This window comes from Alteromonas sp. P256, assembly GCF_036864455.1.
Lineage (GTDB): Bacteria > Pseudomonadota > Gammaproteobacteria > Enterobacterales > Alteromonadaceae > Alteromonas.
The window spans coordinates 58,817-84,834 of the sequence record NZ_JAZETM010000007.1; the positions used below are offsets into that span (position 1 = coordinate 58,817).

Below are 26,018 nucleotides of genomic sequence, written 5' to 3' on the forward strand. Positions count from 1 at the left end.
CGTTTGTTCTGAAACGTTATCCCCAAAAAAACTGCAGTATTGATATATCACTTACTCTTTTTGGAAAACCAGGCACCATGGATAGAAGAAAATTTATTGCATTATCATCAGTTGCTGGCGTGAGCATGGCAATATCAAGTGGTCTAGCGGGCTGCGTTTCAAACGCTCGCCCATCAAGTAATGCCACTTTTACACATGGCGTGGCAAGTGGCGATCCGTTACAAAGCGCTGTTATCATTTGGACGCGGGCAGTTCCAGCAGATAATGCCTATTTAGCCGACGTTATTTGGGAGGTAGCCAGCGACAAAGCATTCAAGAGTCTTGTAGCCAGCGACAAAGTATCCGCCAAAGCATCGCAAGACTATACCGTTAAAGTTGACGTAAAAGGCCTATCTCCTAACAGTCAATATTATTATCGCTTTCGAAGTGCTGACAGCGTAAGTGCTATTGGTGAAACCCGAACTCTACCTTCCAATGACGTCAGTGAAGTGACTTTTGGGGTATTTTCTTGTTCTAACTATCCAGCAGGCTTTTTTACGCCTTATATGGAGGCTGCCAAGAACTCAAACATTGACTACGTACTTCATTTGGGTGATTACATCTATGAATACGATAGCGAAGGGTATGCCACAGAAAATGCAAAACAAATTGGCCGTACGCTTGAACCTGACAACGATACCGAGCTCTTTACTCTTAACGATTATCGCCGTCGCTATGCGCTTTATCGAACAGATAAAGGTTTGCTCGCGTTGCATCAAAATAAACCCTTTATTGTGGTTTGGGACGACCATGAAATATCAAATGATACTTACAAAGATGGCGCTCAAAATCATCAGGACGATGAAGGCGACTTTTTCAACCGCCGGGCAGCAGCGATACAAGCCTACTACGAGTGGCTACCGATAAGACCCACCTTTGGTGAGGCGCGTATGGAAATTTATCGACAGTTTACATTTGGTAAATTGCTTGACCTCTACATGTTAGATACGCGGGTACTCGCTCGCGATAAGCAGCTTGAATATGCTCATTACAGAGACAAAGATACCAAGGCGTTTAACCAAACGGCGTTTACTAAAGATATAAGTAACCCGCAGCGAGGTCTGCTTGGGGATGCGCAGCGTAAATGGTTGAACGAGACAATGAAAAACAGCAGTGCAAAATGGCAGGTGTTAGGCCAACAGCTTTTGATGGGTCGTATGCTGTTTCCGGTGTCTATATTTAATGGCGTGCCGCGGGAGCAAATTCCGGCTCACGTTAGCAATCTTGCCGATATAAAGCGTAAACAACAGCGCGGAGAAACGCTAAGCGAAAAAGAGCTGCAGCTAGTGGCCTCGGTTATGCCATACAATCTTGATGCATGGGATGGCTACCCCGTTGAGCGAGAGCGTTTGCTTACGCAACTAAAGCAGCTTAATAAGCCAGTCATAGCCTTAGCTGGAGATACACACAATGCGTGGCACAATACCCTTACTCTCGCTGATGGAACAAACGTCGCCGTTGAGCTTGCCACTCCAGGAGTCTCTTCGCCAGGGATGGAGAGTTATTTATCTATGGATAATGAAGCTGCCAAGGCAATGGCGAAGGACTTACCCATGCTTATTGACGACCTTCAATACTGCAACCTTCATCAGCGCGGATTTCTTACACTAAACGTTACCAGTGAAGAAGCGAATGCTACATGGCACTTTGTTGATGCCATTTTGACTGAGAGCGGAAAAGTAAGCCAAACCCATTCCATAACACTAAAGGCTTAGCAGTAAGGCTTTTAAAGCCTTTGGCGTAAAAATAAAAAAGGGGCAGAGTAAAAACTCTGCCCCTTTTTTTGTTTATTTAATGCGGTTCTGACGCCATTTGTTTAGAACTCGTAGTAGACGCGAACGCCGGCTATTCTTGGCATGCCGCGAACATTGGTAGGAATACCAAGGCCGCCGCCGGTGTTACCTGCATCAATTAAATACTCTTTATCGAACAGGTTATTTACGTACAGCTCGTAGGCAAACTGGCTGTCATTTTTATTCAACTTAATAGAGACATCGGTGAGTGAATACGTATCTTGCGATGAGCCAGGATAATTACTGCTTTCAAAGAACACGGAAGACTGAAAGCTCGTTAACCAATTCACATCAACAGTCCACGCATCTACATAAAACAGTTTGTTAATGTTAAATGCCCCACTTACCTCTGGCGCTAAGCGGAATTTGTTGCCTCCATACTCAAAGGGAGAGCCGTCTGCCGTATCATTTGCGAACTCAGCGTCAAGAAATCCTAAGCTACCTGTGAGCGTTAAGGTGTCGCTATAATTATAAACCGCCATCCCCTCAATACCTGACATAGTCGAGTCGCCCACCGTAACGGTGATCGATTGCAATGTTTCAGGGTCGGTAAAACTTTGCTGATAATTGCTATATTCGTAAGTAAATATGGCGCCAGTAAACATAAAGTTAGCGCTTTGATATTTAACACCCACATCAAAACTATCCACTATTTCAGCGTCGGTAATATTCACACCACCAGCATTAGCATCTACCACAGGAGAACGACGGCCCCGTGCGTAACTTGCGTAAACATTCCAGTTGTTTTGAATATCATAACTTGCTGCAAAACGAGGAAGGGTATCGCTAAAATCGCCCTCGCCTTCAAACGTAAATGGCCCATTCGCAGTGGCAAAGGTATTGCGCGTGAAGCGAGTCTCATCAATGTAGCGCATACCCGCAGTAATATTAAATTCATCAGTCACAAAGTAAGAAAACTCGGCAACATACGACCTAATATCTAATTCAGCCTCAAATACAAACGGACCTTGGATAACCGTAGAAGGAAAATCGGGATTTGAAATTGGCGTTCCGTCAGCATTAAACAACGCCGATACCAGCTGGCTACGAAGTGCTTGTATTTGCTCAAGTGATGCGTCGGTCGCTATATTTTGATTAAGCGGAATATCCGATGACGCCTCTAATTGAGCCTTTACCGCATCGAATGTACCGCGAACAAATGGGTCCACCATGATGTAAAAAGGCAAGATGGAATCGTCTTGCATAATAGACGCACCAACAAACCCAGAGAGCTTCTCACCAGAATCATACACTAGACGCATAGAGCCGCCTTTTAATGTGGCGTCGTTATCAAAATAAGCATCTTGAATTCGAAGTGCTGAACCATCAGCGTCAAAACCTTCGCTTACTTCGACATCTTTGTAAAAGCCATCTGCATGAAAACGCAGCGTGTCGTTGATGTCATAGTTAATCGTGAGATCATAAGCATACAAAGAACGTTCGATGCCCAAATCACTCCCCATACTAAATTCAGCTGCTGTGTAAGGGCTAGTATCACCATTTTTAGGTGCGATAGAGCCAGACTTAAAAGCAATGCCAGGTTGATCATTATATTCCATTGAAGCACGAGCAATAATTTCTAGTTGGTCATAATCTGCCTTCCACGTAGCGCGTAATGCCTGAACCGACACCCCCTGTAAATCTTCACCGCTACACGGAACGCTATTCCCTAGGTAGTTGATAACATTAGCTTTACCATAAAACGCCTCGTCGCTACAGGCTTTATTTTCCACAATGCCATCCATTTCCCGATACAACCCTGCAATGCGAAAACTATGGTTATCGTTTACTGGTTTGTTGTACATAAAGTCGAGCTCTCTTCCCTGCTCGCTGTTGTAGCCCAGCTGTACCTTACCTTCTTCTGTATCGGTAGGAAGCTGAGAGTGAATGCTAATAGCACCATTTGCCGCAGCGACACCGAAAAGAGTTGGCTGCGGCCCTTTAAGCACTTCAACTCGCGCAATATCGTAAAGCGCGACACTCGATACGGTTTTTTTACTGATATCAAACCCGTCTTGGTATACTGAAATTCGCGGTGTTGCAGAAACTGCTGACACGTCATCGGTGACACCGCGAATATTGAAAGACGGCAAACTCACCGCTTGCTCTTGAATTTGTACGTTAGGAAGGATGCGAGATAAATCGTCGAGTTCCATTATGTTGGTGCGTTCTAAAAACTCACTACCGATAACATCCATAGTTACCGGAACATCCATTACCGATTGCTCACGCATTTGGGCAGTCACGGTAATTTCTTCTATATAGTCATACGTATCATCTGACGTGTCTGGTGCCACAACACTAGACTCTTGTGCATTTGCTGACGCAAAAGCGGTTGCAGAGAGCGCGCATAAAACTGCGCTGGCTAACAATGAGCGGGGGTACATAGTTCATTCCTTTATGTGTGCAAGCTTTGTGTTTTTTGATTTCAGCGCTTATGAGTAAAGTGATTGATTTTTCTACGCTGGCGCTCATGAAGGTAGAGTGGATTTGAGACGTTTCGATGACACATACATGAAAGATAAAAGGCAGTTCTATGACAGTGCCTTTAACCATAAACTTTTGTAATTTATGTACATTATCATCTTGTATAGTAGTGCTATAAAAAGCATGCTAATCTGATAATAAGAACTATTCTCAGACGATTGGGCGAGCATTTAAAGCGTGTTCACGATTTACTAGGCTCGATGAATTTTCAGTAAAACCATTACCATGTTGAAGGAGAAACAATGAAAAAGGCGATAATGCTACTAACCGCGGTTGGCGCGGCCACACTGCTAAGCGCATGTAGTGCAGAGCACGGTACTACGATGTGTACAACGGCACCACAGGCAGATTGGCAAAATCAAGAAGCCTTTCAAGCACAACTTGTTGCGCAGGGTTATAAAATAAACGAGTTTAAAGTAACCGATGGTAACTGCTACGAAATCTACGGCTTCAACAAAGATGAAAACAAGGTAGAAATTTATTTCAACCCAGTAGATGGCAGCATTGTTAAAGAAGAAAGCCACTAACATTAAATCAAATACGTTGTAAGGTTTATATAAAAGCGCCACAATTATTATTGCGGCGCTTTTTTGTTTTCGACGCCGTGTATCCAAGCGAAGGCAAATGGTATGACAGAGCGCACAACACAACCTGTGAAAGATACACCACCTACAAATAACCACCGCAGTAATCACTACCCTAGAAATAACAATCATAGCAATAGCCTACAAGACATTAGTATTTGGGATGGTGTGGTAAGGCTATGTCACTGGGGCTTGGTTATCTGCTTTATCACGAATTACTTTATTGTTGAGCCAGGGCGTCTGTATCACGAAATTGCGGGTTACAGCGCCGTGTTTTTTATCGTCGTGCGCATCATTTGGGGATTCACACGCCCATCAGTAGAAAGTACTTATCAAGACAGGCATGTTTCTCATGCTTTTTATGACAGGGATATTTCTCATGACTGTCACAATACTTTTTATGACAGGCATAGCAGTGATGTTTATGACAGGCATAACAGTAATACTTTTTGTGACAGGCATAGCAGTGCTTTTTATGACAGGCATATCAGTAATACTGATAATCAAGGGGTCTGCGAGTCGAACTACGCTAGCTTTCGCACTGTTAACCTAAGTAGCCAAGCCTTTAAAGAACATCTACAGCACTTAAAACTTCGTAATGTGCCTGTCCAAACAGGGCATAATCCCTTTGGTTGGCTCATGATATTTGCGGTTATAGGTTTATTTTTTGGCCTCGGTATTACCGGGTTTCTGATGGAGGAAGTTGACGTCCTATTTGGCAATAGCACGTTGGAATGGGTGCACAGCATATTTGCTGATGTGTTATATGCGTGTGTATTGATACATATTGCAGCAGTGTTTTTTGTCCAATACAGAGGGCGCGTACAGTTACTGCGCCCTATGATAACGGGCTTACGGCGAAACTTGTCGCGAGATGATAAGTCTTAGGGCGTAATCTTTGCCGAGCATTTTCGCAACGGTCTTTGTGGTGTTAGACAAGGCAAATGATTGAAGGTCTAGTGGACTAAATCAAAACCATTTGACGCGGTATATACAGCACGCCAGCGCTACCCGAGAGGGGCTAAATTCCTATAGTAAAGGTTAACGTGCCTTAGCTATCCATAGGCCGTTTTGCAGCGCGAACTGCTTTGGGGTGCATTAGCGTTTCTAGTTCATCAAGGTAAGATGCTATTTTTTTGTGCTGCGCCTTGTCGTTAGTAATGGCGTTATGCAGCCAGTGGTAGGCATCTTCGTAATCATATGGACTACCGTAGCCAGCGAGGAACAGCTCTACTAATTGAATTTGAGCTTTTAAATTCTTAAGTGCTGACGCTTCTCGCAAATAAACAACGGCGCGCTCTTTATCTTCTTGTACCAGAGTTCCGTTTGCGTAATATCGGCCTAGCTGTTCTAACGCCGCGGGCAAGCCCTGGTTCGCCGCATCTTCTATATAGCCAATACCTCGTGCAGGCTCCTCATCAACGCATACTCCCCACGCCAGCATGTCACCCCAAAGAAACTGATAAGCTGGTACTTTTAGCACTTCCGCTCGCGCTTCAATATCTTGAACAAGCTGACAGCGATCGGCCAGCACTTTATCTAAATGCGTGTTTGCATTTATCATTTCAATAAGCGCATCTTGACTGTAAAGCTGAACGGCACGTATTTCTTCAATGGTTTCGCCTTCCAATGCATGAACACGCACAGAAAAATTAAGCAGTAAAAAAGTGATCGCGATAGTGATTAGAGAATATGGTTTCATAATTACGAATTCTAACAAAAGATAAAGCAAGCGTAGTTAAGTTATCGTCCAAGTATAGAATATCTTAACTACATTGCTTACTTCTTTGAAGCCACCACACTTTCCAAGCAACCTAGTTTAATGGCCACCTTTGGTGGAACATAAAGCAGACTGAATATGACGGGCGTGATCGGCGAGATCAATACCTAAATCGGTAAGATAACCTCCATCAGGCAGAGTGATAAGTCCTTTTGAGTATAATCGAGAGGCGGCGTTAACCATGGTTTGACTTGCGTCGTGGTGAATTTTTAAACCTTGTAGCAGGCTATTGTCGGGAAATTTGAGGAGTAAATTTAACTCGTCGAGCATGTCCTGATCGAATGTTGTCATACAACCACCTTAGGCAAAGGATTGAAAGTTATAGCGCTTATGTTTCTCTATTAGTTATAGCGCCATTTCCTATATCACACACAATTAATCGCACTGTCCAGATCATTTTCTCAAAATAACCACTATTAAACCTTTAATCTGGATTTCACACCGCGAACTGATCGGACTTTACCGCTAAATAGTATACTCTTGCCATAACATGAGTTCGTGGATGTGCAGCCCCAATGAAGTATAAAGATTTACGCGACTTTATTCGCCAACTAGAAAGCAAAGGCGAATTGGTTCGCATTAGCCAGCCGATTGATACCGACCTAGAAATGACTGAAATTGCCGATCGCACCCTGCGTGCCGGCGGTCCTGCGCTTCTTTTTGAGAACCCAAAAAATCATTCTATGCCTGTGTTGGCAAACCTGTTTGGTACACCTCAGCGTGTTGCGATGGGTATGGGTCAAGACTCGGTAGAAGCGTTAAGAGAAGTGGGTAAGCTTCTAGCCTATTTGAAAGAGCCTGAGCCACCAAAAGGATTGAAAGATCTGTGGTCAAAGCTTCCCGTGTTTAAGCAAGTGCTTAACATGCCTGCCAAGGTGGTTAGAAAAGCGCCCTGCCAGGAAGTGGTGCTAACAGGGGATGATGTAGACTTATCAAAAATTCCGGTTCAGCGCTGCTGGCCCGGCGATGCCGCGCCATTGGTAACGTGGGGGCTCAGCGTAACTCGCGGGCCGCACAAGAAACGTCAGAATCTAGGCATATATCGCCAACAGGTTATTGCTAAGAATAAACTGATCATGCGTTGGTTATCTCATCGCGGCGGTGCGCTGGATTTTCGTGAGTGGTGTCAGACTCACCCCGGCGAACCTTACCCAGTGTCAGTGGCACTAGGTGCCGACCCTGCCACTATTTTAGGTGCCGTTACGCCAGTGCCCGACACGCTATCTGAGTATGCATTTGCCGGGTTGTTACGGGGTGACAAAACGGAAGTGGTTTCTTCCATCAGTAACGACCTGCAGGTACCCGCAACCGCTGAAATAGTGCTTGAGGGGTATATTGCGCAGGATGAAACCGCGCCTGAAGGGCCTTATGGCGATCACACTGGTTACTACAACGAAGTAGACGAGTTCCCTGTGTTCACTGTAACGCATATAACCCACAGAAAAGATCCTATTTATCACTCTACCTACACCGGACGTCCGCCAGACGAGCCAGCCATTTTAGGCGTTGCCCTAAACGAGGTATTTGTCCCTATCTTGCAAAAGCAATTTCCAGAGATTGTGGACTTTTATCTGCCGCCTGAAGGATGCTCTTATCGAATGGCAGTGGTTACCATGAAAAAGCAGTATCCAGGCCATGCTAAACGCGTGATGATGGGCGTTTGGTCGTTCTTACGCCAGTTTATGTACACCAAATTTGTTATTGTATGTGACGATGACGTGAATGCGCGAGATTGGAATGATGTGATTTGGGCCATTACTACGCGTATGGATCCGGCCCGTGACACGGTATTGATAGAAAATACTCCTATCGACTATCTCGATTTTGCATCTCCAGTATCAGGGTTAGGATCTAAAATGGGAATGGATGCGACCAATAAGATGTTTGGTGAAACCGACCGCGAGTGGGGCGAGCCCATCGTTATGGATGAAGACGTTAAAAAGCGTGTTGATGATATTTGGGATGAACTTGGTATTATGAAATAATCAGGCTCAAGAGCAAAGGCGACACGCTAAACCAAAAGGTAAGAAGAGAATACATGCCACAGATTAATTGCAAGGTTGCAAGCATTACGCCTTTAACCGATGTAGTACAAAAAGTTGAGCTAACGTTACCAGAAGCAGTAGCGTTTAAAGCAGGTCAGTACGCCATGGTGGTGATGGGCGAAAAAGATATGCGCCCGTTTTCTATCGCTAACCCGGCCTACGACAATAACAGAGTAGAACTTCATATTGGCGCAGAGCCAGGTAACAGCTACGCTGGTGAAGTGTTAGCGCGCATGCAGCAAGACCGAGAAATAACGCTCAGTCTTGGCCATGGCGATGCATTCTTGCAAAGCAATGGTTTACCCATGGTGCTTATTGCTGGCGGCACAGGATTTTCCTACACCTACTCTATTTTAAAAGAGCACTTACAACGCGGCGATAAAACACCTTTAACGCTGTATTGGGGTGGTAAGCACGCAAACGACCTGTACTTAGCCAATGAGCTTAGCGCACTAGCCGAGGCAAACGACCATTTTACCTTTGTACCTGTGGTTGAGTTTGCTTCTGACGACTGGACGGGAAGAACGGGTTGGGTACACCATGCAGCAATGGCTGATCATGCCGACTTCGGTGAAATTCAGGTATATGTTGCTGGCCGCTTTGAAATGGCCAAAGTCGTTCGTGATGACTTCACGCAGCGCGGATTAAAGGTTGAGAACTTATTTGGTGATGCGTTCGCCTTTATTTAAAAACCAGCTACTTCTTTTAGTGTTTGAAAAGCCGACTGATCACTGTCGGCTTTTTTTGATTCCTTCAAATTCGATAACTAACTGCTGTACACGTTTACTCCAATTGTTCCTTTCTAACGTATCCGCTATGGTTGAGAAACTCTGTCACCTAGTGTTCAGTTAAAAGCACCCTTGGAGAAAAGAATGATAAAAAATATTCCTACAACATTTAAAAGCGTGGGTCTGTCTGCGCTTTCATTAGCACTTCCTATGGCAATTGTGAGTGCCACTACAATTGATAATGCTCATGCTGCAGACACCAAGCAAAAGGCAGCATTGTATGATATTGCCGCATCTATTTCACCAGAGAGAATAGAAGACGACATCACCACGCTGGTTAATTTTGGCACCCGCCACACCCTGTCTGAAACTGAGTCTGATACCAGAGGTATCGGCGCTGCAAGGCGTTGGATTAAATCTGAGTTTGAGAAAATTTCTGCTCAGTGCGGCGGCTGCTTAGAAGTATACTTTCAGTCTGAAACTATCAGCGGTGAAAAACGTATTCCTAACCCTACTGAGGTAGTCAGTGTTATTGCTATTCAGCGTGGCGCTACTGACCCTGGGCGCTATGTCATCATGTCTGGCGACATTGATTCTCGCGTATCCGATGTCATGGATTTTACGTCTGACTCTCCTGGAGCTAACGATAATGCATCGGGTGTAGCCGGTACGCTGGAAGCCGCTCGAGTACTGTCTAAGTACGAATTTAACGGCACCATTGTCTATGCCGCGCTGGCAGGTGAAGAACAAGGCCTTTTTGGCGGCCGTATTATGGCGAACCAAGCTAAAAAAGATGGCTGGCGCATAAAAGCGGTACTTAACAACGATATGATTGGCAATATTGAAGGGGTGAATGGGGTTATCAACAACACCACAGCCCGTATTTTTGCTGAAGGTACACGAGTTACTGAAACTGAAGCAGAAGCAAGACGCCGCCGTTTCACCGGTGGTGAAGTAGACTCGCCAAGCCGTAACCTGGCTCGCTACATCGACAAGGTGGCCGACCAGTATATTGAAAATCTCGATACCATGGTGGTATACCGTTTAGACAGGTTCGGTCGAGGCGGTCATCACCGCCCGTTTAACGACCTAGGCTATCCGGGCATCCGCATTATGGAAACCAACGAAAACTACACGCGTCAGCATCAAGATTTACGTGAAGAAGATGGCATTAAGTATGGCGATACCCTCGATGGCGTAAACTTTGACTATGCGGCCAAATTAACAGGCTTAAACGCCGTAACCTTGGCTTCTATGGCATGGGCACCTAACCCACCTGCAAACGTGTCGATAAAAGGCGCGGTTCAGCCTTCTACAACCTTGATGTGGGATGCGTTAAACGAAGCGCAAAACCCTCAGTTGAAAGGGTATAAAGTGTATTGGCGTCATACTGATGCGCCGCAATGGGAATTCAGTAAATTCGTTGGTGATGTTACTGAAGCTACCCTTGAGAATGTAGTGATTGACAATTACTTCTTCGGCGTTGCCAGTGTCAACAACGATGGCGTTGAAAGCGTGGTCGTTTACCCAGGCCCAGCCGGCAGCTTTGGTGAATAAAGTGCTAATATGGCCCACTGACTAAACTGGTCAAATAGCCACATGAGTAAAATAACAAAGCGCTGTGACTGTAATGAAGAGGCTTCATATCCACCTGTATTTAAGCCCCTCTTCACCAACGTGCAGCGCTTTTTTTTAAACATAGCTTTTAAGTCAGCCTTTAAGTCAGCTTTTAGAAAAGCCTTTAACACCTCCGCTTCGTGTACGCAGTGTTAATTGTCGTTAATATGACCGCGGTGGATTAAACTTTATATCTGCCTTAGAGTGTATAAACCATTATATCGGTCAAAGGGGAAAAATAACTTGCTCACAAAGCGTGTTAGTCGTTTTACGTTTACCACCACACTTGCATGTATCTTTTGCATGTCGGCCCTCTCTCACGTAAATGCCCAATTAGCTGAACAATCAAATGAAAAGCCAAATAAAGTCACTCTGGCCGCAGCCCCTTTCGAGAGTTACGTTAATGACGACGGTGAGCCTGCGAGAGTGAATGACCTAGTATTCACTGCGCTAGCGCAAAGTGGCACCGATGCTAATTTAAAAGTCATGCGTCAGGCTTTTTTAGGAAGCGCTGTTCGAGCAGGAAGAGTAGACGGTGAATATGCTTTTCTAAATATGGGCCAGCAAATAGAAGGCGTAATCACATCGAACGTGTTTTTACCCCTATATCTTTATGCCGCCAGTAAAGATGCCGAGGTAGAGCAAATCAAAATTTTTCAGCATTTGAAACGCAACCGCGTGGCGATTGAAAATCGCTTTGCAAACACCCCAAATTTCAGATTAATTAAAGACATTAAATGGTCGCGCAATCCGTCCACCTTTGACGCGTTTCGCCAACTTGCCGACGACAGAGCGCCCTATTTAATTACATCTGAGTTGCTGATAAGAGAGTTCAATACCTTACTCGCAAACGATAGAGAAGAAACTCTGCACTATTCTGCAAAGCCTTTGATGAAAAGTGGGTTTCAGCTAGCGATACGCGACGACGTGCCTAACGCGCAGAAGATTATTAACAACTTCAATACTGCTGTATCTGCCATGCAAACAAATGGGATGTATAATAAGCTCCTTCAAATAAGCTGGTTGCTTAAAGACATAAACCAAGACGGCATTGCCGATTACATTGGGCATTCCGATATTACCCGCACATCGAGCTTACTTAAAACCGCCTACAATCTAGATTCAACACCTGTTTCCAGAGATAGTCTATTTGTAATAGACGGCACCGTTTTTACCTCTAAAGCTGAGGCATTCAATGCGTTGCCGAATAGTGAAGAAAACGCTATTGAAGAAAACAGTATTGAAGAAGAAAAACGCGATGCAATGAACAAGGGAATTTCATTACTTGATGCGACTACCTACGAGACGCTTTTAAGGCGCTGGTAGTTTTTTGCGTTCTAGTGTTTTGCGTTCTGGTTTTTTCTTTCTGGATTTGTTGGTCACTTTAGAAAATGCCATCGCAATTGGCTTTTTAGAGCGCCGCAAGCCGTTTGATAACGACCCTTGGCGCCTACAATAGGGTTTCCCTACATATACATCTCTAAGATGGTGAGCAGCTCTTCGCCGTCAACAGGTTTAGATACGTAGTTATTAAAGCCCGCTTTCAGTGCTTTTACGCGGTCAGAAGTATACGCATACGCCGTCAGTGCTACTGCATTAAGTGACGATATTTGCGCAAACTCACTAGAGCGAATTTTAAGCACTAGCCCCAAACCGTCCAGCTCTGGCATACCGATGTCAGATAACACAAGGTCAAACGCCTCGGGCATTTCGTTAATCTCTTTCCACGCAAGCAAACCGTTTTTCACCACGTTAACCCGCGCACCGTTAGATTCTAGAAAGAGTTTGATAAAATCTCTGGCATCTTTTTCATCTTCGGCAACTAAAATCCGCAAACCGTTTAGTCGAAGCGATGGAGACAAGTCGCTTATTTCGGTGTTCTTCACCTCTATAATCTCATCGAATACATTTAGCGGCGCAATGGGCAGCGAGACAAAGAATGTTGTGCCGGTATCAGGACCGTCACTTTCTGCGTAAATTTCTCCGCCGTGCATTTCAACAAGGCTCTTCACAATAGAAAGACCTAACCCCAGCCCATTCTTGTTGTGCTCGTTTTTACCCTGATAGAAGCGCTCAAACACGTGAGAAATTTGCTCACGGGTCATGCCCTTTCCATTGTCTTTTACTTTGAAAAGGTAGTTTGAATGTTCCCGTCTACCTTTAATATGAACAGTGCCGCCTTTTGAAGTAAATTTAAGCGCATTACTTAACAGGTTATTAATAACCTGTTTAATCCGTAAATTATCACCGAGTATTTGCGTATGCTCATCCTCACAATTAATCGATAGCTGGATATTTTTGCCCGCGAATCCGGCTTCAAATGACTTAGCCACCTCTGAAATAGAATGAGTGATCTTTAACGAGTGAGTAGATAGCTTCATTGTGCCCGATATTATGCGCGACAAGTCGAGAATATCGTTTATCAATGCCGCTTGCGTAGACGCCGCGCGCTTGATAACACCTAAGGCATCCTTCATCCTATCGACGTTATCCACGTCCATCAGCGCCAGATCGGTCCAGCCTACTATCGAATTAAGTGGCGAACGCAGCTCATGAGAAATACTGGCTAAAAACTGGTCCTTTGCCTTATCAAGCTCTTCAAGCTTATTGATTTGCTTATCAAGAGACGATTTCAAACTTAACGCGTAAGGAATAAATAAGTGATCGAAGCCTTCAATAATTAACTTATCGTCTTCGGTCCAATCCATCGATTCATCTGCCACACTTTGCAAGTAAAGCTCAAAAGAGTTCCGAGGCGTTAGTGATTTCAGCTTGTCCTGTTTAGCGGCATCCCGACCTGCCCAACGAATAGTTTTATCCCGCTGCTCTCTGAACCACACCGTATAATAGCCAAGCTTTGCAGACACGCACGATATGTACATACCTCGAATACCATTGAGACTGCACGAGTCTGTCACCTGTTCCGCCAGTCGATTTAACGTAACGGACTGCTCAGAGTTTGGCGTGGCAAATTTCTCTAGCAGTTTCATTACTGTTGATTCTGAGGGGGTTTTGCCGACAAAGTAATTACTCGATGGTGTTATCACCGCCATGCCGCATGAGTCCGCAACCTGCAATAATTCTTTTTCTTTCTCTGTTATCGCATCGAGCGGGTTAGAATAAGAGGTTAGCTGGTGAACAATGTTATTCAATGAACGCTGACGATTCTGGAAACGTTCCTTTTTTTCATGAAGCGTCTTTGTATGTAGTTGCCATGCATAAAGGTGCCCGAGTGATTCACATACTAGGCGCTTCTTCTGATCGACATATACCGGCTGCTTGCTATGACAGGCTATTAGGCCCCATAGCTTGCCTTCAAACACCAAAGATACAGAAAATGATGAACGAACGCCCATATTTTTAAGATAGGTAATATGAGTAGGAGAAACTGAGCGTACCATAGACATAGAAAGGTCGAGTGGCGGGCGCTCCGACTCCTCAATACGAGGCAACAATGGAATTGCTGCTTCGTTAACATCGAGCACGCAGCGCACGCGATTCAATAAATAAAGCTCTCTCGCCTGCTGCGGGATATCCGTCGCTGGAAATTTAAGACCTTTAAACGATTTATTCTCAGATTCAGTTGCCTCACCGATGACTTCACCGCAATAGTCATCGTCGAATTGATAAACCATGACGGCATCAAAACCCACATAGTCTTGAAAATATCGCGCTATACTATCTGCCACATCGCCTATGGAGTCGCGGTCATCTACATCGGGCAATAGCGCACGCAAGTCCATATCCATGGGTACCCACTTCTGCGCTGCTTCATAACTTAACTGTGGCGTAGGTTCTAATTCAATAACCAGTAAGCCGTTAGATTCATACGCAACGCCACTGCCTTCTTTTTCCCAGTCTTCTAACCAGAGCGCGTTTTGTGCAAACTGCCATTGATAAGCGTGACGTACTTTGCCACCTTTTACCGCTTCAAAGATGGTTTTGAAAGTATGAGCTTCTGGGTTTGGAATGGTAAAAAGCTCAGTAATAAGTGTTTTACCCGGAACAATGTCTACTTTGAAAAGTCCGTCAATATTGCTGCTGACAACTTGAATGATTTTATCTGCCGGATTAAGGGCTATCACGTAACCGAAGCTTTGCACACTTTCGATAAGGTGAATGGGTTCGTCTGCACAATTCTCGTTTGATTGTGGCGAAGCTTGACTCATAGTGGAAACCTTTTTCTGATACGCCACTATCTAGCAAGAGATGAGGCGTCACTCAGGCGCAACATCATGAAAGCACCTGATAAAATAACTAATCGAGCATAGTAAAGCTTCTACCGTCAACAATCACTTTTTTGCTCATTTTTTAATAAAAAATACCGCAGAAGTAATAAAAACGTGGATGAACTAACTTTTCACCAAAACAGCAAATTATGTCCTAGCCTACTTTAGGAACAAGCAAGCAGTCACACTTAAAAGGCATAAGCCAGTAGCAATAAGAACGAAGGTATACGCAGGCAACATCAACAACGTGCTGCCTATATAAGCAACTAAGTAAGCGCCTGCGGCAGCGCCGGTTAAATGAAAAAAGCCCACCAATGCGGCCAAAAAGCCCGCTGATTTCGCTGAAAATCTCAGCATAATAGTGACGCTGCACGGCATAGCAATACCAATAAAAAAGAAAGTGGCATAGCTGTAAGCAAGCATCATAACTAATCCGTCAAACTTTAGAAGAAATGTCAGCACACTAATGAGTACCGATAGACTCAGTATGGCAACACTCGATAATCTAAATTTTAGTAAGGTTGACCACTTAGAAAGTCGAATATTAAGTATGCTGCCTGCAACAAAAGAAAGGGTTGCGAGCAATGAATAGATAGAAAATAACGTTTTGCTCAGCCCATGCTGCTCCATAATCATCGACGGCGCAATAGTGACGAAGCAAAACACGATTCCATAGAGCAATCCACTTGCCACGCCCACCAAGATGATCGGCGCACTACTCTTTTTAATCAACCTGAAGGTTTCACCTGAAACGTTAGGTGAAACCGCCGGGCTGTGAAGTGAAATAGTCTCAGAAGCTATTAAAAGAAGTAATAAGGCTACTCCCCCTATCGCTAAGACGAAATAGAAGATGGCAGAAACGCCTAATTGCTCTCCAATTATAGTGCCTAATAGAGGAGCAATCGCAGGCGCAATAGCAAATGCCATGTTGGTAATGGAGAGAGATATACTCAGTTGCTTTTCATCAAATATTTGCCTCGATAAACCCCGTGACACTGACACTCCGACGCCGCCGCCAAGGCCCTGCACAATTCGACCGAAAAGAAAGCTGCTGTCTGAATCAGCCAATGCAACCAAAAGCGTGCCGCCCATAAACACCAAAATTCCACATAATAGAAAATAACGTTTACTTATGTAATCGCAGAGAATGCCAGACAGTAACTGTGAAGCTGAAAAAGCGATTAGAAAGATAGCCACACTTTTTTCTATAAGGCTAATGTGACTGTCGTAGTTATGGGCTAGGTCGTGGAAGAAAGGAGTATAGATGCTAGTGGAAACCTGCCCCAGTACAGACAGTAACGTGAATGTACCTATTACCAAGTAAAAGTTGTGCCGGGAAAAAGTCGATGCCATGTAAAGATACCGAAAAGCGCTAAAATATCCTGTATAGCAGCTTACCTTTCTCGTATGACAGTTTAACTATCACTCCTATCTTGTATGCTTGCGCCCTTGAGTGAAGCGAAGCGGCATATTTATGAAACCATATTAATGTCAAAAAGATTGATCTGCATCAAATAGAATACTAAACTTTCAGTAATTTCTGAAACTTCAATAGGCACGCAAAATGAAGATGACACCGTTAATCACATCAGCTGTAATGCACTTTGGTGAAATGGGAAGTCGATGGGGCTTTAACAGAACAGTAGGACAGATTTTGGCTCTTATTGTGTTAAACGAAGGACCGATTTCAGCACAGGAAATTGCTGATGCGCTGAATATCTCCCGTGGCAATACCAGCATGGGGTTGAAGGAACTTCAGTCGTGGAGACTCGTCAAACAGCATTTAGTACCCGGTGAACGCAAAGAGTTTTTTATTCCTGCAGGCGATATTTGGACCTTGGCTAATCGCGTGTTTGAAGAGAGAAGAAAACGGGAAATAGACCCAACATTAAGCCTGCTACGAGACTTACTGCTCGATGAGCCTGCAAACGGCACAGAAGCCGGAGCACAAAATAAGCTGAGTGAAATACACGATTTATTGGAATCAATTACGGCATGGTCTGAAGAGCTACAAAATCTTGGACCTGAAAAACTTAATACGCTGATGAAACTCGGTTCTGGCGTAGGCCGTATGCTTGACCTTAAGGATAAGATTTTACCGGGTAAAAATAGCGTTAATTAAGGAGACGTTCTGTGGATGCATTCTTGTTGTCTCGATTACAGTTTGCTTTAAATATCAGTTTTCACATTCTATTTCCCACCATTACCATGGCGATGGGGTGGTTTCTTTTCTACTTTAAAATGCGCTCAAATACATCTGGTCACCCTGTATGGATGCGTATGTACCGTTTCTGGGTGCGGGTTTTCGCGCTAAGCTTCGCCCTAGGTGTGGTGAGCGGTGTAACCATGTCTTTCCAGTTTGGCACAAACTGGCCTGGCTTTATGGAAAAAGTAGGCAATGTCGCAGGCCCTCTACTGGGGTATGAAGTACTCACCGCCTTTTTCTTAGAAGCCACGTTCTTAGGTATTATGCTATTTGGTATTCGCAGAGTTCCTAATTGGCTGCATACCACTTCCACACTTATTGTCGCCCTTGGCACCACAACGTCTGCGTTTTGGATCTTGGCGCTGAATAGTTGGATGCAGACCCCACAAGGGTTTGAGGTCGTTGACGGTGTGGTTTACGCCACCAATTGGAAGGAAATAATATTCAATCCGTCGTTCCCCTATCGCTTTGTGCACATGATGTTGGCATCGGGGTTAACGGCAAGCTTCTTAATCGCCGGTCTATCCGCCTACAGAATGTTAAAAGGCGACGATAAACTTGCGCCTAAACTTGCCCTTAAAACGGCGACTTACACAGCAGCCGTGCTGATACCGCTACAGATTTTTGCGGGCGACATGCATGGGCTTAATACCCTTGAGCATCAGCCGCAGAAAGTAGCCGCTATGGAAGGACTGTGGGAAACCACTGAGGGCGCGCCGCTGCTGTTGTTTGCTATACCGGATGAGGAAAGCAGAGAAAATCATTTCGAAATTCCCATTCCCTATGCAGCCAGTTTAATTCTTACCCACGAATTAAAAGGCGAGATAAAGGGCCTTAATGAGTTTGAGGGGGAGCATCCTCCAGTAGCGCCCGTATTTTACGGCTTTCGGGTAATGGTTGGCATGGGCATATTAATGCTTGCAGTATCCTGGCTAGGCAGTATTTACTTAATGCGTAACCGTTCATTCCCCGTGTGGTTAAAGCGTACTTTTGCCGGTATGGCATTTAGCGGTTGGGTAGCAACCCTTGCAGGTTGGTATGTTACAGAGATAGGCAGACAGCCTTATCTTGTTAGCGGCGTACTAAAAACGACTGACGCAGTAACGCAGCTACCTCCCAGCAATATCGCGATATCATTTACTCTGTATGCCGTCATTTATAGCGGGCTACTTATCGCCTACATCGGCACCCTAATGCTGATGTGTCGCCGAGCGGTTGAGATTGAGGAAATCACCACCGAGGAGCGTGAGATCGCAAAAGCGAAAATGAGCGCCAACAATAACCCTGTGACGGTGTAAGGAGTGACTATGTTTGAACATGTTTCACCTGAAATGCTCGGTAATATCTATGTGGGTTTATTGGGCTTGTCGGTTTTACTTTATGCCATATTAGACGGCTACGACTTGGGTGTGGGCGTGCTTATACCGCCTCGCACCGAAGCCTTTAGAGACGACATGATAGCCTCTATTGGCCCATACTGGGATGCCAATGAAACCTGGTTAGTACTTGCCGTAGGCCTGTTGCTTATTGCCTTTCCTGAGGCGCACAGCGAAGTACTGCAAACCTTGTATCTGCCGGCAACTTTTATGCTGTTAGGGCTTATTTTACGGGGCGTTGCCTTCGACTTTCGCGCAAAGGTAGTGCAAGTGAATAAACGTAAGTGGGACTTAGTGTTCAAGTATGGCTCTTTGCTTACCACGCTTGCCCAAGGCTATATGCTTGGTATTTATGTTACCGGACTTCGCACCGATTTGTGGGCACAAGCGTTCGCCGTATTAGCAGCACTTGGCGTCACTGCAGCATATGCATTTATTGGCTCGTGCTGGCTTATCTTAAAATCGGAAGGTGAGTTACAGCAAAAGGCCTATTACTGGGCTAAACGAGGGTTAGGGATATTGGCGCTGGGTATTGTGTCGGTGAGTATTGCCAATCTATCTTTACATGAAGAGGTGCGCGACTTATGGCTATCGGCGCCGTGGGGAGTCATGCTATTTGCTATTCCGGTTACCTGCTTTGCGCTATTAACACTGTGCGGTGTGCTGCTTAAAAAACTTCCCCATAGCGATGGCAAAGGAGAATGGCTACCGTTCTTCATCGCATTGTTAGTCTTTCTACTGTGCTTTACCGCATTTGCCATTAGTTATTACCCGTTCATTATTCCAGGGCAAATGATGATATCTGACGCGCTAAGTGATGCCAGCTCACTGAGGTTTTTATTAGTTGGCGTGGTGGTTGTAGTACCTGTTATCTTGGCTTACACCGTGATGGTTTACAAAATATTCTCTGGGAAGTCAGAGAAGCTGTCTTACTACTAATCAGAGCGGGTGCTGACATAACACGATGTTGAGATGGAGCGGAGCTAGTATGCTTGTTGCGTGGAAGAATTTCATCACACTATAAATGTGTGAGAGGAACCGCAGTGGTATATTTAATCTGCTCCATAGCAAAACTAGAGGTGACGTCTGAAAAGGCGATACCACTTACCAAGCGTTTATAAAAGTGATCGAAACAGGCCATGTCAGTTACCAGCACTTTTAACAAATAGTCATACTCGCCCGACATACGGTAGCACTCAACGACTTCGTCAAAAGAGGACGCGTGCTGCGAGAAGGTCGACAACCATTTCCCATCGTGGTTACTCGCTTTAACTTGCACAAACACAGTCATTGTTAAGCCCAGAGTTTGTGCCTGCAGTAACGCTACTCGACGAGAGATAACCCCGCTTGCTTCTAACTTTTGTATTCTGCGCCAGCAAGGTGTGGAAGTTAACCCCACTTGCTCAGCTATTTGTGCAACAGGCGTTTCTGAATCTTGTTGTAAAATACTTAAGATGGTGCGGTCAATAGCATCAATGTTGGTGTTTTTCATACATTACATATTTTCGTTTTGTTGCTGCTTTATCAATGCCATTCTAAGCGCGGCGTTAGGCCGAAAGCCACTCCAACGCCTATTACAGCCACCACGGCTGAGCAAAATTAATATTATCTTCAGCTAATTCGTACTGATACGGGGGCGTAAACGGCGTCCAAAAACCGTCGGCAAGCCCCTTATCGAGGATGGTAAATTTACCTGTTTGCTCATAGTTTTTAAGCATTTTGTAATAGGCTCCAACGGGTAGCTGTGGGTTAGACTGGCGAAACACGACCTCGCCGCCATAGGTGTTGTACATATGCTTTTCTGCTAGAAAAATCATAACTTGGCGCTTTGCAACATCGTCGCTAATGCCATCTTCACTGGCGCTACCCGCAAATTTAGTTTTAAATTTTTCTACCAACGCTGCATCAACAGCGAGGTTATTTTGTACGAAGTAGTGGTCGAGCACCCCTTCAATAATAAGTTCTGACAATTTTGTCAGGCTGGCAAGTGCCATCATGGCATTTTGTTCTTCACTGCTATTCGCTTGAGAGGCCATTTCAGCTAAAACTTCGTCATTTGGAGTAATATCTTTTGCGGTGATAGGCTTATCAAAAAGCGTGGCGACTACAGCCGACGGCTCCCCATCACTCGACTCGCTGCTTTGTGACGATTCAGATAAGGGTTCAGACGCTGATGAAGGTGCTAGTGTAGATGCAGATTGGAATGTTGATGTGGGTGCTAATACCGACGCTTGGGCGATAGTGGCCGTGCCAAAAACCGAACCCAGACTCAATAAAGCGCCTATCGCCGTAGCTCTCCCAACACCTCTTTTGGCCATTGTCAGATTAGAGATTGAGAAAAGTTGCGAACCAACCATACGAATAATCATAATGAATCCCCTAATAACCAAATGTGAAAATATGAGCAAAAATAAGGCTTTTATAAGATTGTTTATGCTCTAGAGATATTCAGTCAAAACCTACCGCAGAACCTAAAGCTCGCAGCGCGTGCTATAAACATCATCAAACTACTATTGAGTTAGTAGAACACTTTACACAAGGAAATAGCAATACATAGCAAGCAATGCAGAAAGTGAATTTTGGTTAACGAGAGCGTTTTCTTGAAATTGGCAAATTAAATTTTGTTTGACGTGGCTATGAGAACAAGCACAATAAACACATTGCCGAACAAAGAGATTGTCGATGGAAGTATAGTAAAGCGGAAAGAAAAATGGCGGTCAATTTGACCGCCATTTTTGAATTTCTTAGATAGCTTGCACGTTAGCAGCTTGAAGACCTTTTTGACCTTCTTCAACTTCAAATTCTACGCGCTGACCTTCTGGAAGAGTCTTGTAACCTTCAGAGATAATTGCACGGAAATGAACGAAAACGTCCTTGCCGCCATTATCTTGAGTAAGAAAACCATAACCTTTATCAGCGTTAAACCACTTAACGGTGCCTGTAACTTTAGACATGTCGTATAGACCTCAAATATCGTAATAAATTGCGCAAAAAGCGCGTGTAACTGTGTTTCTGTTGGTCTTTAAATTGGCGGAGTATTGAGGCTTACTTACGAATGGACTAACAACAAACACAAATTACTGGGTAACTCGAGCAGTTTTTACTTGTAGCAACATATAGCAAATAATACAAATCTCGTCTATTTAAAGACTCTGGCAAACAGCCGCAATCACTATAACACTCTTGGGAACAATTAACATACTAATTAATGACTTATTAACCAGATTCATAAAAAGTTCATTATCGCTTTGACGTTATTGCCGACTATTTCGCCAAGACAAGAACCAAAAAACAGTACCAATAACACCGCTAAATGCTGGGAAATACCACGAAATGCCGTAAATTGGCAGAATAGCGGCAAGTAGAATAAATGTACCACCAACCACACTTAAGTGAGTGGTCTGAGTAGTTCTTTTCTGTTCTTGAAGAAGCGCTGCAGACGCCTTTTGCTGCTGTAGCGGCATCCGTTTAATATGCTGTAAACTGTCGTAAAGTAGGTCTGGCATCTCGGGCAATTTTTCTGACCAAAACGGCAAATTGGCTTTCACCTTCCCCATCATGGCAGAAAAACCAATCTGTTCTTTCATCCAGTTTTCTAAAAACGGCTTCGCGGTTTTCCATAAGTCTAGCTGTGGATATAACTGCCTTCCTAACCCTTCCACATACAGTAAAGTCTTCTGCAGCAGCACCAGCTGAGGCTGCACCACCATGTCGAAACGGCGGGCTGTATTAAATAGCTGCAGCAGTACGTTACCGAATGAAATCTCAGCTAGCGGCTTTTGAAATATGGGTTCGCAAACTGTTCTAATGGCCATCTCAAATTCATCGATGTTGGTGTCTTGGGGTACCCAACCAGAGTCGGCATGTAACTGCGCTACTTTGCGATAATCTCGATTGAAAAAGGCAATGAAGTTCTCGGCTAAATAGCGCTTATCTTCTTTGTTTAAAGTACCCACAATGCCAAAGTCGATAGCGATATATTTTGGGTTATCTGGATGTTCGGTGGAAACAAAAATATTACCAGGGTGCATGTCTGCATGAAAAAAACTGTCGCGGAACACCTGAGTAAAAAACACCTCTACACCGCGCTCTGCTAACTTTTTTAAATTGGTATTCTGCGCTATTAACGCATCGATATTCGAAATGGGAATACCGTAAATTCGCTCCATTACCAGCACATTGTGACGGCAATAATCGCTGTAAATTTTAGGTACATACAGGGCATCAGAGCCCTCGAAGTTACTGCCCAACTGAATACCGTTTGCCGACTCACGCAGTAAATCAAGCTCATCGACAATCGTCTTGCGATACTCCACCACCACTTCAACCGGGCGCAGGCGCCTGCCATCGGGAAGCCAGCGTTGAATAATATTGGCAAAGCTGAACAACAGCTCCATGTCTGCCACTATCGTGTCGCGAATATCAGGGCGCAGTACTTTTACCACAACGTCTTCGTTATTCGCCTTTAATTTTGCCGCATGCACTTGGGCGATAGACGCTGATGCCAAAGGCTCTTCTTCAAATTCACTAAACAGTTCGCTCAGTTCGTTTAAGCCTAAAGAGGACCTGATAATCGCTTGGGCCGCTTGTGAAGGAAAAGGAGGTACTTTATCTTGCAAACGAGCCAGCTCATTAGCAATAGAGGGCGAAAGCAAGTCACGGCGTGTTGACAGCATTTGGCCAAACTTAATGAATACAGGCCCTAAGCTTTGTAGCGCGAGAGTAATTCGCTCGCCTTGAGATTTACCCTTATGCTTGTTGCGCACCCAAAAAATACTGTGCCGCAATAATCGTGCATACCAAGGTAACCACTTTGCAGGAATTAGTTCGTCGAGGCCGTGTTCTAGCAGCACTCGATTAATTTTATACAGCCTAACAATTCGCATGCAAGTCTCTTATTTAAGTCGTTCTTCTAAATCACGTAGCCTAGCATCTAAACGCTCTGTGCTATCTCGCAACGCACTGACTTCATCGCTAAAATGCATAACCGCCAGCTTATGTGCAGCCAACTTTTTCTCTTCCACCAAGGCGTTGCCAAACACATCACCCGTATTGGCAAACATCGACATGGATTTTTCATGAAAGGCTTTTACCGTTTTCACAGATTGGTGAGCAAAAACGTCGTTCGTTTTAAGGGCGATAATCTCTTCTACATCGATTTCGAGGTCTTTGAACAGACTGCTTACCCGCTGCGCCACATTTAACTCACCTTCTAGAAAGAGCGCTTTTTGCTGAATAAGGCGAGTTAACTGACTGGTTTCTTTAAGCGCTGGCAATGTATCGAGTGAGGTTTTAATGCAACAATCTTTGGCACCTAACTGCGCCTTTATCTCTTCAAAATCACCATGCTCTATCAACACGTCAACCTTGTCGGAAAACACCAGGGTAATGCCAAATGGAATAGGAGATAAAAACGCTGTCATCCGCGAACCGTCAAGGGCGTTGAGCCTCGCCTTACTGTCGCTATCCAGCGCTAGCAGTTTATTGATAGAAGACTCTAGCGTAGCCGCAAAAAGTGCAGATGCAGGCATTAAAATTTATAACCTCGGTGAAGCGCTACAATACCGCCCGTTAAGTTCTGATAGTCGCACTGCTCAAACCCGGCTTCTTCAAACATGCCTTTCAAGGTGTCTTGGTCTGGGTGCATGCGGATACTTTCAGCTAAGTACTGGTAGCTTTCTGCATCGTTCGCAACCAATTGCCCCATTTTGGGAAGTAAGTGAAATGAATACATGTCGTAAAGCTTACTGAGCTGCTCTGATGTTGGTTTAGAAAACTCTAGCACCAATAAGCGACCGCCAGGCTTTAGCACGCGGTAAATTGAATTAAGCGCGTTTTGTTTTTCCGTCACATTTCGCAAACCAAATGCCATGGTAACCACATCAAAGTGGTTGTCAGGAAATGGCAGGGCTTCTGCATCAGCTTGAACGTAGTCGATATTGCTCACAAGCCCGCGATCGCGCAGCTTATCTCGACCCACCTGAAGCATGGATAAATTAATATCAGCAAGGGTTACACGGCCATTGGGGCCAACTAAGCGAGAAAATTTAGCAGTTAGGTCGCCAGTGCCACCCGCAATGTCGAGCACCTTATTGCCCGCGCGCACACCTGAACAATCAATAGTGAATCGCTTCCATAAACGATGAACGCCCATGGACATCAGATCGTTCATCACATCGTATTTCGCTGCAACAGAATCGAAAACGTTGGCAACTAAAGACGCCTTTTTTTCTTTTTCTACTTGCTTAAAACCGAAGTGCGTCTTTTGCTCTGCCGTTTGTTCCACATCGTTTTCTAGCACATGCTTCTCAGAAAGAGAATGCTCGGATGAAGAGTGCACATCACCCGCTGATGAGGTCTGATTGTCGCTCATAACGTTCCTATTGCTAACTGTATTTCACAAAGCTGAAGTGTATAGGATTGTGAGGGTAAGCTAAAGCCTTAAAGCACCCGCGAATTGGTACCCCAGCTGTAGGCCACCGTAGTGCTAATCTCTTGCAAAGACAGGCCACTTTCTTTGTGCCAACTGGCAAACCTATCATTCGCTGCCCTAAGACTTTTCTTCGAGGTAAGGCCGCCATCCACAATATTGTTTTTACGCAAATAGTCTTCAACGTCACGGGAGAACAAGAAGGTATCAATGCCTAAGGAGCGAAGTGTATAAGGCCCAGTATTTCCGCCAAGCCGTGCGCCTCGCTTTTTCAAAAAAGCCCATAGTTCGGTGATGTTTTCGGGGCCAAAAGACGCCGCAAACTTTCCAAAACTCCCGTATTCTAACGACACATCCTTAATCATGATGGCGTTATCTCTCACGGTCATTACTTTTTTATAATTTCTTACAATGCGTTTATCAGATGCTTTTTGCTCTAGCATCTCATCAGGCATCAACAATACTTTGTCGATATCGAAATTAAAGAAGACTGTTTCAAAGTCGTCCCACTTATTTTCGATAACTCGCCACACAAAACCCGACTGAAACACTTTTTTCGTCATTGCGGCCAAAAAGCGATCGTCCGGAATAGTAGCTACATCAGAAGCTGACAAGGGTGCGTGAAGCATAGCTTCAAGCACCCTTTTTCCGCCTTTTCGCTCACACGCTCGCTGGTATATAGAGTGAAACGATTCAGCCATAGC

Annotated in this window: 22 protein-coding genes; 10 read left to right on the plus strand and 12 right to left on the minus strand. The window is 44.6% G+C overall.

Annotated elements, in window-relative coordinates; translation table 11 throughout:
* The first annotated feature begins 77 nt into the window (after positions 1 to 77).
* The gene (locus V7R39_RS12150; protein WP_334030956.1) at positions 78 to 1,754 is read left to right on the plus strand and encodes an alkaline phosphatase D family protein; all 1,677 of its coding nucleotides are present in this window, start codon (positions 78 to 80) and stop codon (positions 1,752 to 1,754) included.
* 101 nt (positions 1,755 to 1,855) lie between these two features.
* Here the strand turns inward: V7R39_RS12150 and V7R39_RS12155 are convergent, their stop codons facing one another.
* Positions 1,856 to 4,219 carry a TonB-dependent receptor gene (locus V7R39_RS12155; protein WP_334030957.1) on the minus strand — a complete coding sequence of 788 codons (2,364 nt, stop codon included), beginning with the start codon at positions 4,217 to 4,219 and terminating at the stop codon, positions 1,856 to 1,858.
* Positions 4,220 to 4,561: 342 nt separating this feature from the next.
* Between V7R39_RS12155 and V7R39_RS12160 the strand changes: the two genes are divergently transcribed.
* Both V7R39_RS12160 and V7R39_RS12165 read left to right on the plus strand, forming a co-directional pair.
* Complete coding sequence (locus tag V7R39_RS12160; RefSeq protein ID WP_032094903.1) at positions 4,562 to 4,846, plus strand: PepSY domain-containing protein; 285 nt, start codon at positions 4,562 to 4,564, stop codon at positions 4,844 to 4,846.
* A 102-nt stretch (positions 4,847 to 4,948) separates the two neighbouring features.
* A complete protein-coding gene (locus V7R39_RS12165) occupies positions 4,949 to 5,791 on the plus strand; it encodes a cytochrome b/b6 domain-containing protein (protein ID WP_334030959.1) in 843 nt (280 codons plus the stop codon).
* Between the two features lie 163 nt (positions 5,792 to 5,954).
* Here the strand turns inward: V7R39_RS12165 and V7R39_RS12170 are convergent, their stop codons facing one another.
* Both V7R39_RS12170 and V7R39_RS12175 read right to left on the minus strand, forming a co-directional pair.
* The gene (locus V7R39_RS12170; protein WP_239060093.1) at positions 5,955 to 6,605 is read right to left on the minus strand and encodes a tetratricopeptide repeat protein; all 651 of its coding nucleotides are present in this window, start codon (positions 6,603 to 6,605) and stop codon (positions 5,955 to 5,957) included.
* A 117-nt stretch (positions 6,606 to 6,722) separates the two neighbouring features.
* The gene (locus V7R39_RS12175; RefSeq protein ID WP_032094905.1) at positions 6,723 to 6,974 is read right to left on the minus strand and encodes a TIGR02647 family protein; all 252 of its coding nucleotides are present in this window, start codon (positions 6,972 to 6,974) and stop codon (positions 6,723 to 6,725) included.
* 224 nt (positions 6,975 to 7,198) lie between these two features.
* On the opposite strand from V7R39_RS12175, the gene ubiD reads away from it, so the two are divergent.
* The 4 genes from ubiD (at position 7,199) to V7R39_RS12195 (ending at position 12,399) form a co-directional block, all read left to right on the plus strand.
* Positions 7,199 to 8,668 (plus strand): 4-hydroxy-3-polyprenylbenzoate decarboxylase, encoded by a 1,470-nt coding sequence (gene ubiD / locus V7R39_RS12180; RefSeq protein WP_163106883.1) that lies wholly within the window; start codon positions 7,199 to 7,201, stop codon positions 8,666 to 8,668.
* 53 nt (positions 8,669 to 8,721) lie between these two features.
* A complete protein-coding gene (fre, locus tag V7R39_RS12185; RefSeq protein WP_334030961.1) occupies positions 8,722 to 9,417 on the plus strand; it encodes an NAD(P)H-flavin reductase in 696 nt (231 codons plus the stop codon).
* Positions 9,418 to 9,666: 249 nt separating this feature from the next.
* Entirely contained in the window at positions 9,667 to 11,013 is a 1,347-nt protein-coding gene (locus V7R39_RS12190) for a M28 family metallopeptidase (protein ID WP_334031084.1), read from the plus strand.
* Between the two features lie 303 nt (positions 11,014 to 11,316).
* On the plus strand, positions 11,317 to 12,399 hold the full coding sequence (locus V7R39_RS12195; protein ID WP_334030962.1) for a hypothetical protein: 1,083 nt from the start codon (positions 11,317 to 11,319) through the stop codon (positions 12,397 to 12,399).
* 140 nt (positions 12,400 to 12,539) lie between these two features.
* On the opposite strand, the gene V7R39_RS12200 is transcribed toward V7R39_RS12195, so the two are convergent.
* Positions 12,540 to 15,242, minus strand: a complete 2,703-nt coding sequence (locus V7R39_RS12200) for an ATP-binding protein (protein ID WP_334030965.1) — start codon at positions 15,240 to 15,242, stop codon at positions 12,540 to 12,542.
* A 219-nt stretch (positions 15,243 to 15,461) separates the two neighbouring features.
* Positions 15,462 to 16,655, minus strand: coding sequence for an MFS transporter (locus V7R39_RS12205; protein WP_334030966.1), 1,194 nt, complete (start codon positions 16,653 to 16,655; stop codon positions 15,462 to 15,464).
* 211 nt (positions 16,656 to 16,866) lie between these two features.
* Between V7R39_RS12205 and V7R39_RS12210 the strand changes: the two genes are divergently transcribed.
* From V7R39_RS12210 to V7R39_RS12220, 3 genes are read left to right on the plus strand one after another with little or no spacing between them, the layout of a single operon-like run.
* A complete protein-coding gene (locus V7R39_RS12210) occupies positions 16,867 to 17,424 on the plus strand; it encodes a GbsR/MarR family transcriptional regulator (RefSeq protein ID WP_334030967.1) in 558 nt (185 codons plus the stop codon).
* A gap of 11 nt (positions 17,425 to 17,435) precedes the next feature.
* Positions 17,436 to 18,806 carry a cytochrome ubiquinol oxidase subunit I gene (locus V7R39_RS12215; RefSeq protein WP_334030968.1) on the plus strand — a complete coding sequence of 457 codons (1,371 nt, stop codon included), beginning with the start codon at positions 17,436 to 17,438 and terminating at the stop codon, positions 18,804 to 18,806.
* A gap of 9 nt (positions 18,807 to 18,815) precedes the next feature.
* On the plus strand, positions 18,816 to 19,823 hold the full coding sequence (locus V7R39_RS12220; protein WP_032094912.1) for a cytochrome d ubiquinol oxidase subunit II: 1,008 nt from the start codon (positions 18,816 to 18,818) through the stop codon (positions 19,821 to 19,823).
* A 79-nt stretch (positions 19,824 to 19,902) separates the two neighbouring features.
* Here the strand turns inward: V7R39_RS12220 and V7R39_RS12225 are convergent, their stop codons facing one another.
* The 7 genes from V7R39_RS12225 to V7R39_RS12255 all read right to left on the minus strand — a co-directional run bounded on the left by V7R39_RS12225 (position 19,903) and on the right by V7R39_RS12255 (position 26,015).
* Positions 19,903 to 20,376: an Lrp/AsnC family transcriptional regulator gene (locus V7R39_RS12225; RefSeq protein ID WP_334030971.1), complete on the minus strand. Its 474-nt coding sequence runs from the start codon at positions 20,374 to 20,376 to the stop codon at positions 19,903 to 19,905.
* Positions 20,377 to 20,458: 82 nt separating this feature from the next.
* A complete protein-coding gene (locus V7R39_RS12230; RefSeq protein ID WP_334030973.1) occupies positions 20,459 to 21,253 on the minus strand; it encodes a hypothetical protein in 795 nt (264 codons plus the stop codon).
* A gap of 375 nt (positions 21,254 to 21,628) precedes the next feature.
* Complete coding sequence (cspE, locus tag V7R39_RS12235; protein ID WP_032094913.1) at positions 21,629 to 21,838, minus strand: transcription antiterminator/RNA stability regulator CspE; 210 nt, start codon at positions 21,836 to 21,838, stop codon at positions 21,629 to 21,631.
* Between the two features lie 300 nt (positions 21,839 to 22,138).
* A complete protein-coding gene (ubiB, locus tag V7R39_RS12240) occupies positions 22,139 to 23,770 on the minus strand; it encodes a ubiquinone biosynthesis regulatory protein kinase UbiB (protein ID WP_334030974.1) in 1,632 nt (543 codons plus the stop codon).
* A 9-nt stretch (positions 23,771 to 23,779) separates the two neighbouring features.
* Positions 23,780 to 24,415 carry a ubiquinone biosynthesis accessory factor UbiJ gene (locus V7R39_RS12245; RefSeq protein ID WP_334030976.1) on the minus strand — a complete coding sequence of 212 codons (636 nt, stop codon included), beginning with the start codon at positions 24,413 to 24,415 and terminating at the stop codon, positions 23,780 to 23,782.
* Entirely contained in the window at positions 24,415 to 25,257 is an 843-nt protein-coding gene (gene ubiE / locus V7R39_RS12250; protein ID WP_334030977.1) for a bifunctional demethylmenaquinone methyltransferase/2-methoxy-6-polyprenyl-1,4-benzoquinol methylase UbiE, read from the minus strand. The genes V7R39_RS12245 and ubiE overlap by 1 nt, the downstream gene beginning before the upstream one ends.
* A gap of 68 nt (positions 25,258 to 25,325) precedes the next feature.
* Complete coding sequence (locus V7R39_RS12255; RefSeq protein ID WP_438823541.1) at positions 25,326 to 26,015, minus strand: DNA-3-methyladenine glycosylase I; 690 nt, start codon at positions 26,013 to 26,015, stop codon at positions 25,326 to 25,328.
* Positions 26,016 to 26,018 lie beyond the last annotated feature (3 nt).

Excerpts from the sequence above, each read along its gene's own strand:
- V7R39_RS12200 (WP_334030965.1), bottom strand. The coding sequence starts at position 15,242 with ATGAGTCAAGCTTCGCCACAATCAAACGAGAATTGTGCAGACGAACCC.
- V7R39_RS12255 (WP_438823541.1), bottom strand. The coding sequence starts at position 26,015 with ATGGCTGAATCGTTTCACTCTATATACCAGCGAGCGTGTGAGCGAAAA.
- V7R39_RS12190 (WP_334031084.1), top strand. The coding sequence starts at position 9,667 with ATGGCAATTGTGAGTGCCACTACAATTGATAATGCTCATGCTGCAGAC.
- V7R39_RS12165 (WP_334030959.1), top strand. The coding sequence starts at position 4,949 with ATGACAGAGCGCACAACACAACCTGTGAAAGATACACCACCTACAAAT.
- ubiB (WP_334030974.1), bottom strand. The coding sequence starts at position 23,770 with ATGCGAATTGTTAGGCTGTATAAAATTAATCGAGTGCTGCTAGAACAC.
- V7R39_RS12205 (WP_334030966.1), bottom strand. The coding sequence starts at position 16,655 with ATGGCATCGACTTTTTCCCGGCACAACTTTTACTTGGTAATAGGTACA.
- V7R39_RS12225 (WP_334030971.1), bottom strand. The coding sequence starts at position 20,376 with ATGAAAAACACCAACATTGATGCTATTGACCGCACCATCTTAAGTATT.
- V7R39_RS12175 (WP_032094905.1), bottom strand. The coding sequence starts at position 6,974 with ATGACAACATTCGATCAGGACATGCTCGACGAGTTAAATTTACTCCTC.
- V7R39_RS12155 (WP_334030957.1), bottom strand. The coding sequence starts at position 4,219 with ATGTACCCCCGCTCATTGTTAGCCAGCGCAGTTTTATGCGCGCTCTCT.
- ubiE (WP_334030977.1), bottom strand. The coding sequence starts at position 25,257 with ATGAGCGACAATCAGACCTCATCAGCGGGTGATGTGCACTCTTCATCC.
- V7R39_RS12210 (WP_334030967.1), top strand. The coding sequence starts at position 16,867 with ATGAAGATGACACCGTTAATCACATCAGCTGTAATGCACTTTGGTGAA.
- cspE (WP_032094913.1), bottom strand. The coding sequence starts at position 21,838 with ATGTCTAAAGTTACAGGCACCGTTAAGTGGTTTAACGCTGATAAAGGT.
- V7R39_RS12245 (WP_334030976.1), bottom strand. The coding sequence starts at position 24,415 with ATGCCTGCATCTGCACTTTTTGCGGCTACGCTAGAGTCTTCTATCAAT.
- V7R39_RS12220 (WP_032094912.1), top strand. The coding sequence starts at position 18,816 with ATGTTTGAACATGTTTCACCTGAAATGCTCGGTAATATCTATGTGGGT.
- V7R39_RS12230 (WP_334030973.1), bottom strand. The coding sequence starts at position 21,253 with ATGATTATTCGTATGGTTGGTTCGCAACTTTTCTCAATCTCTAATCTG.
- V7R39_RS12150 (WP_334030956.1), top strand. The coding sequence starts at position 78 with ATGGATAGAAGAAAATTTATTGCATTATCATCAGTTGCTGGCGTGAGC.
- ubiD (WP_163106883.1), top strand. The coding sequence starts at position 7,199 with ATGAAGTATAAAGATTTACGCGACTTTATTCGCCAACTAGAAAGCAAA.
- fre (WP_334030961.1), top strand. The coding sequence starts at position 8,722 with ATGCCACAGATTAATTGCAAGGTTGCAAGCATTACGCCTTTAACCGAT.
- V7R39_RS12160 (WP_032094903.1), top strand. The coding sequence starts at position 4,562 with ATGAAAAAGGCGATAATGCTACTAACCGCGGTTGGCGCGGCCACACTG.
- V7R39_RS12170 (WP_239060093.1), bottom strand. The coding sequence starts at position 6,605 with ATGAAACCATATTCTCTAATCACTATCGCGATCACTTTTTTACTGCTT.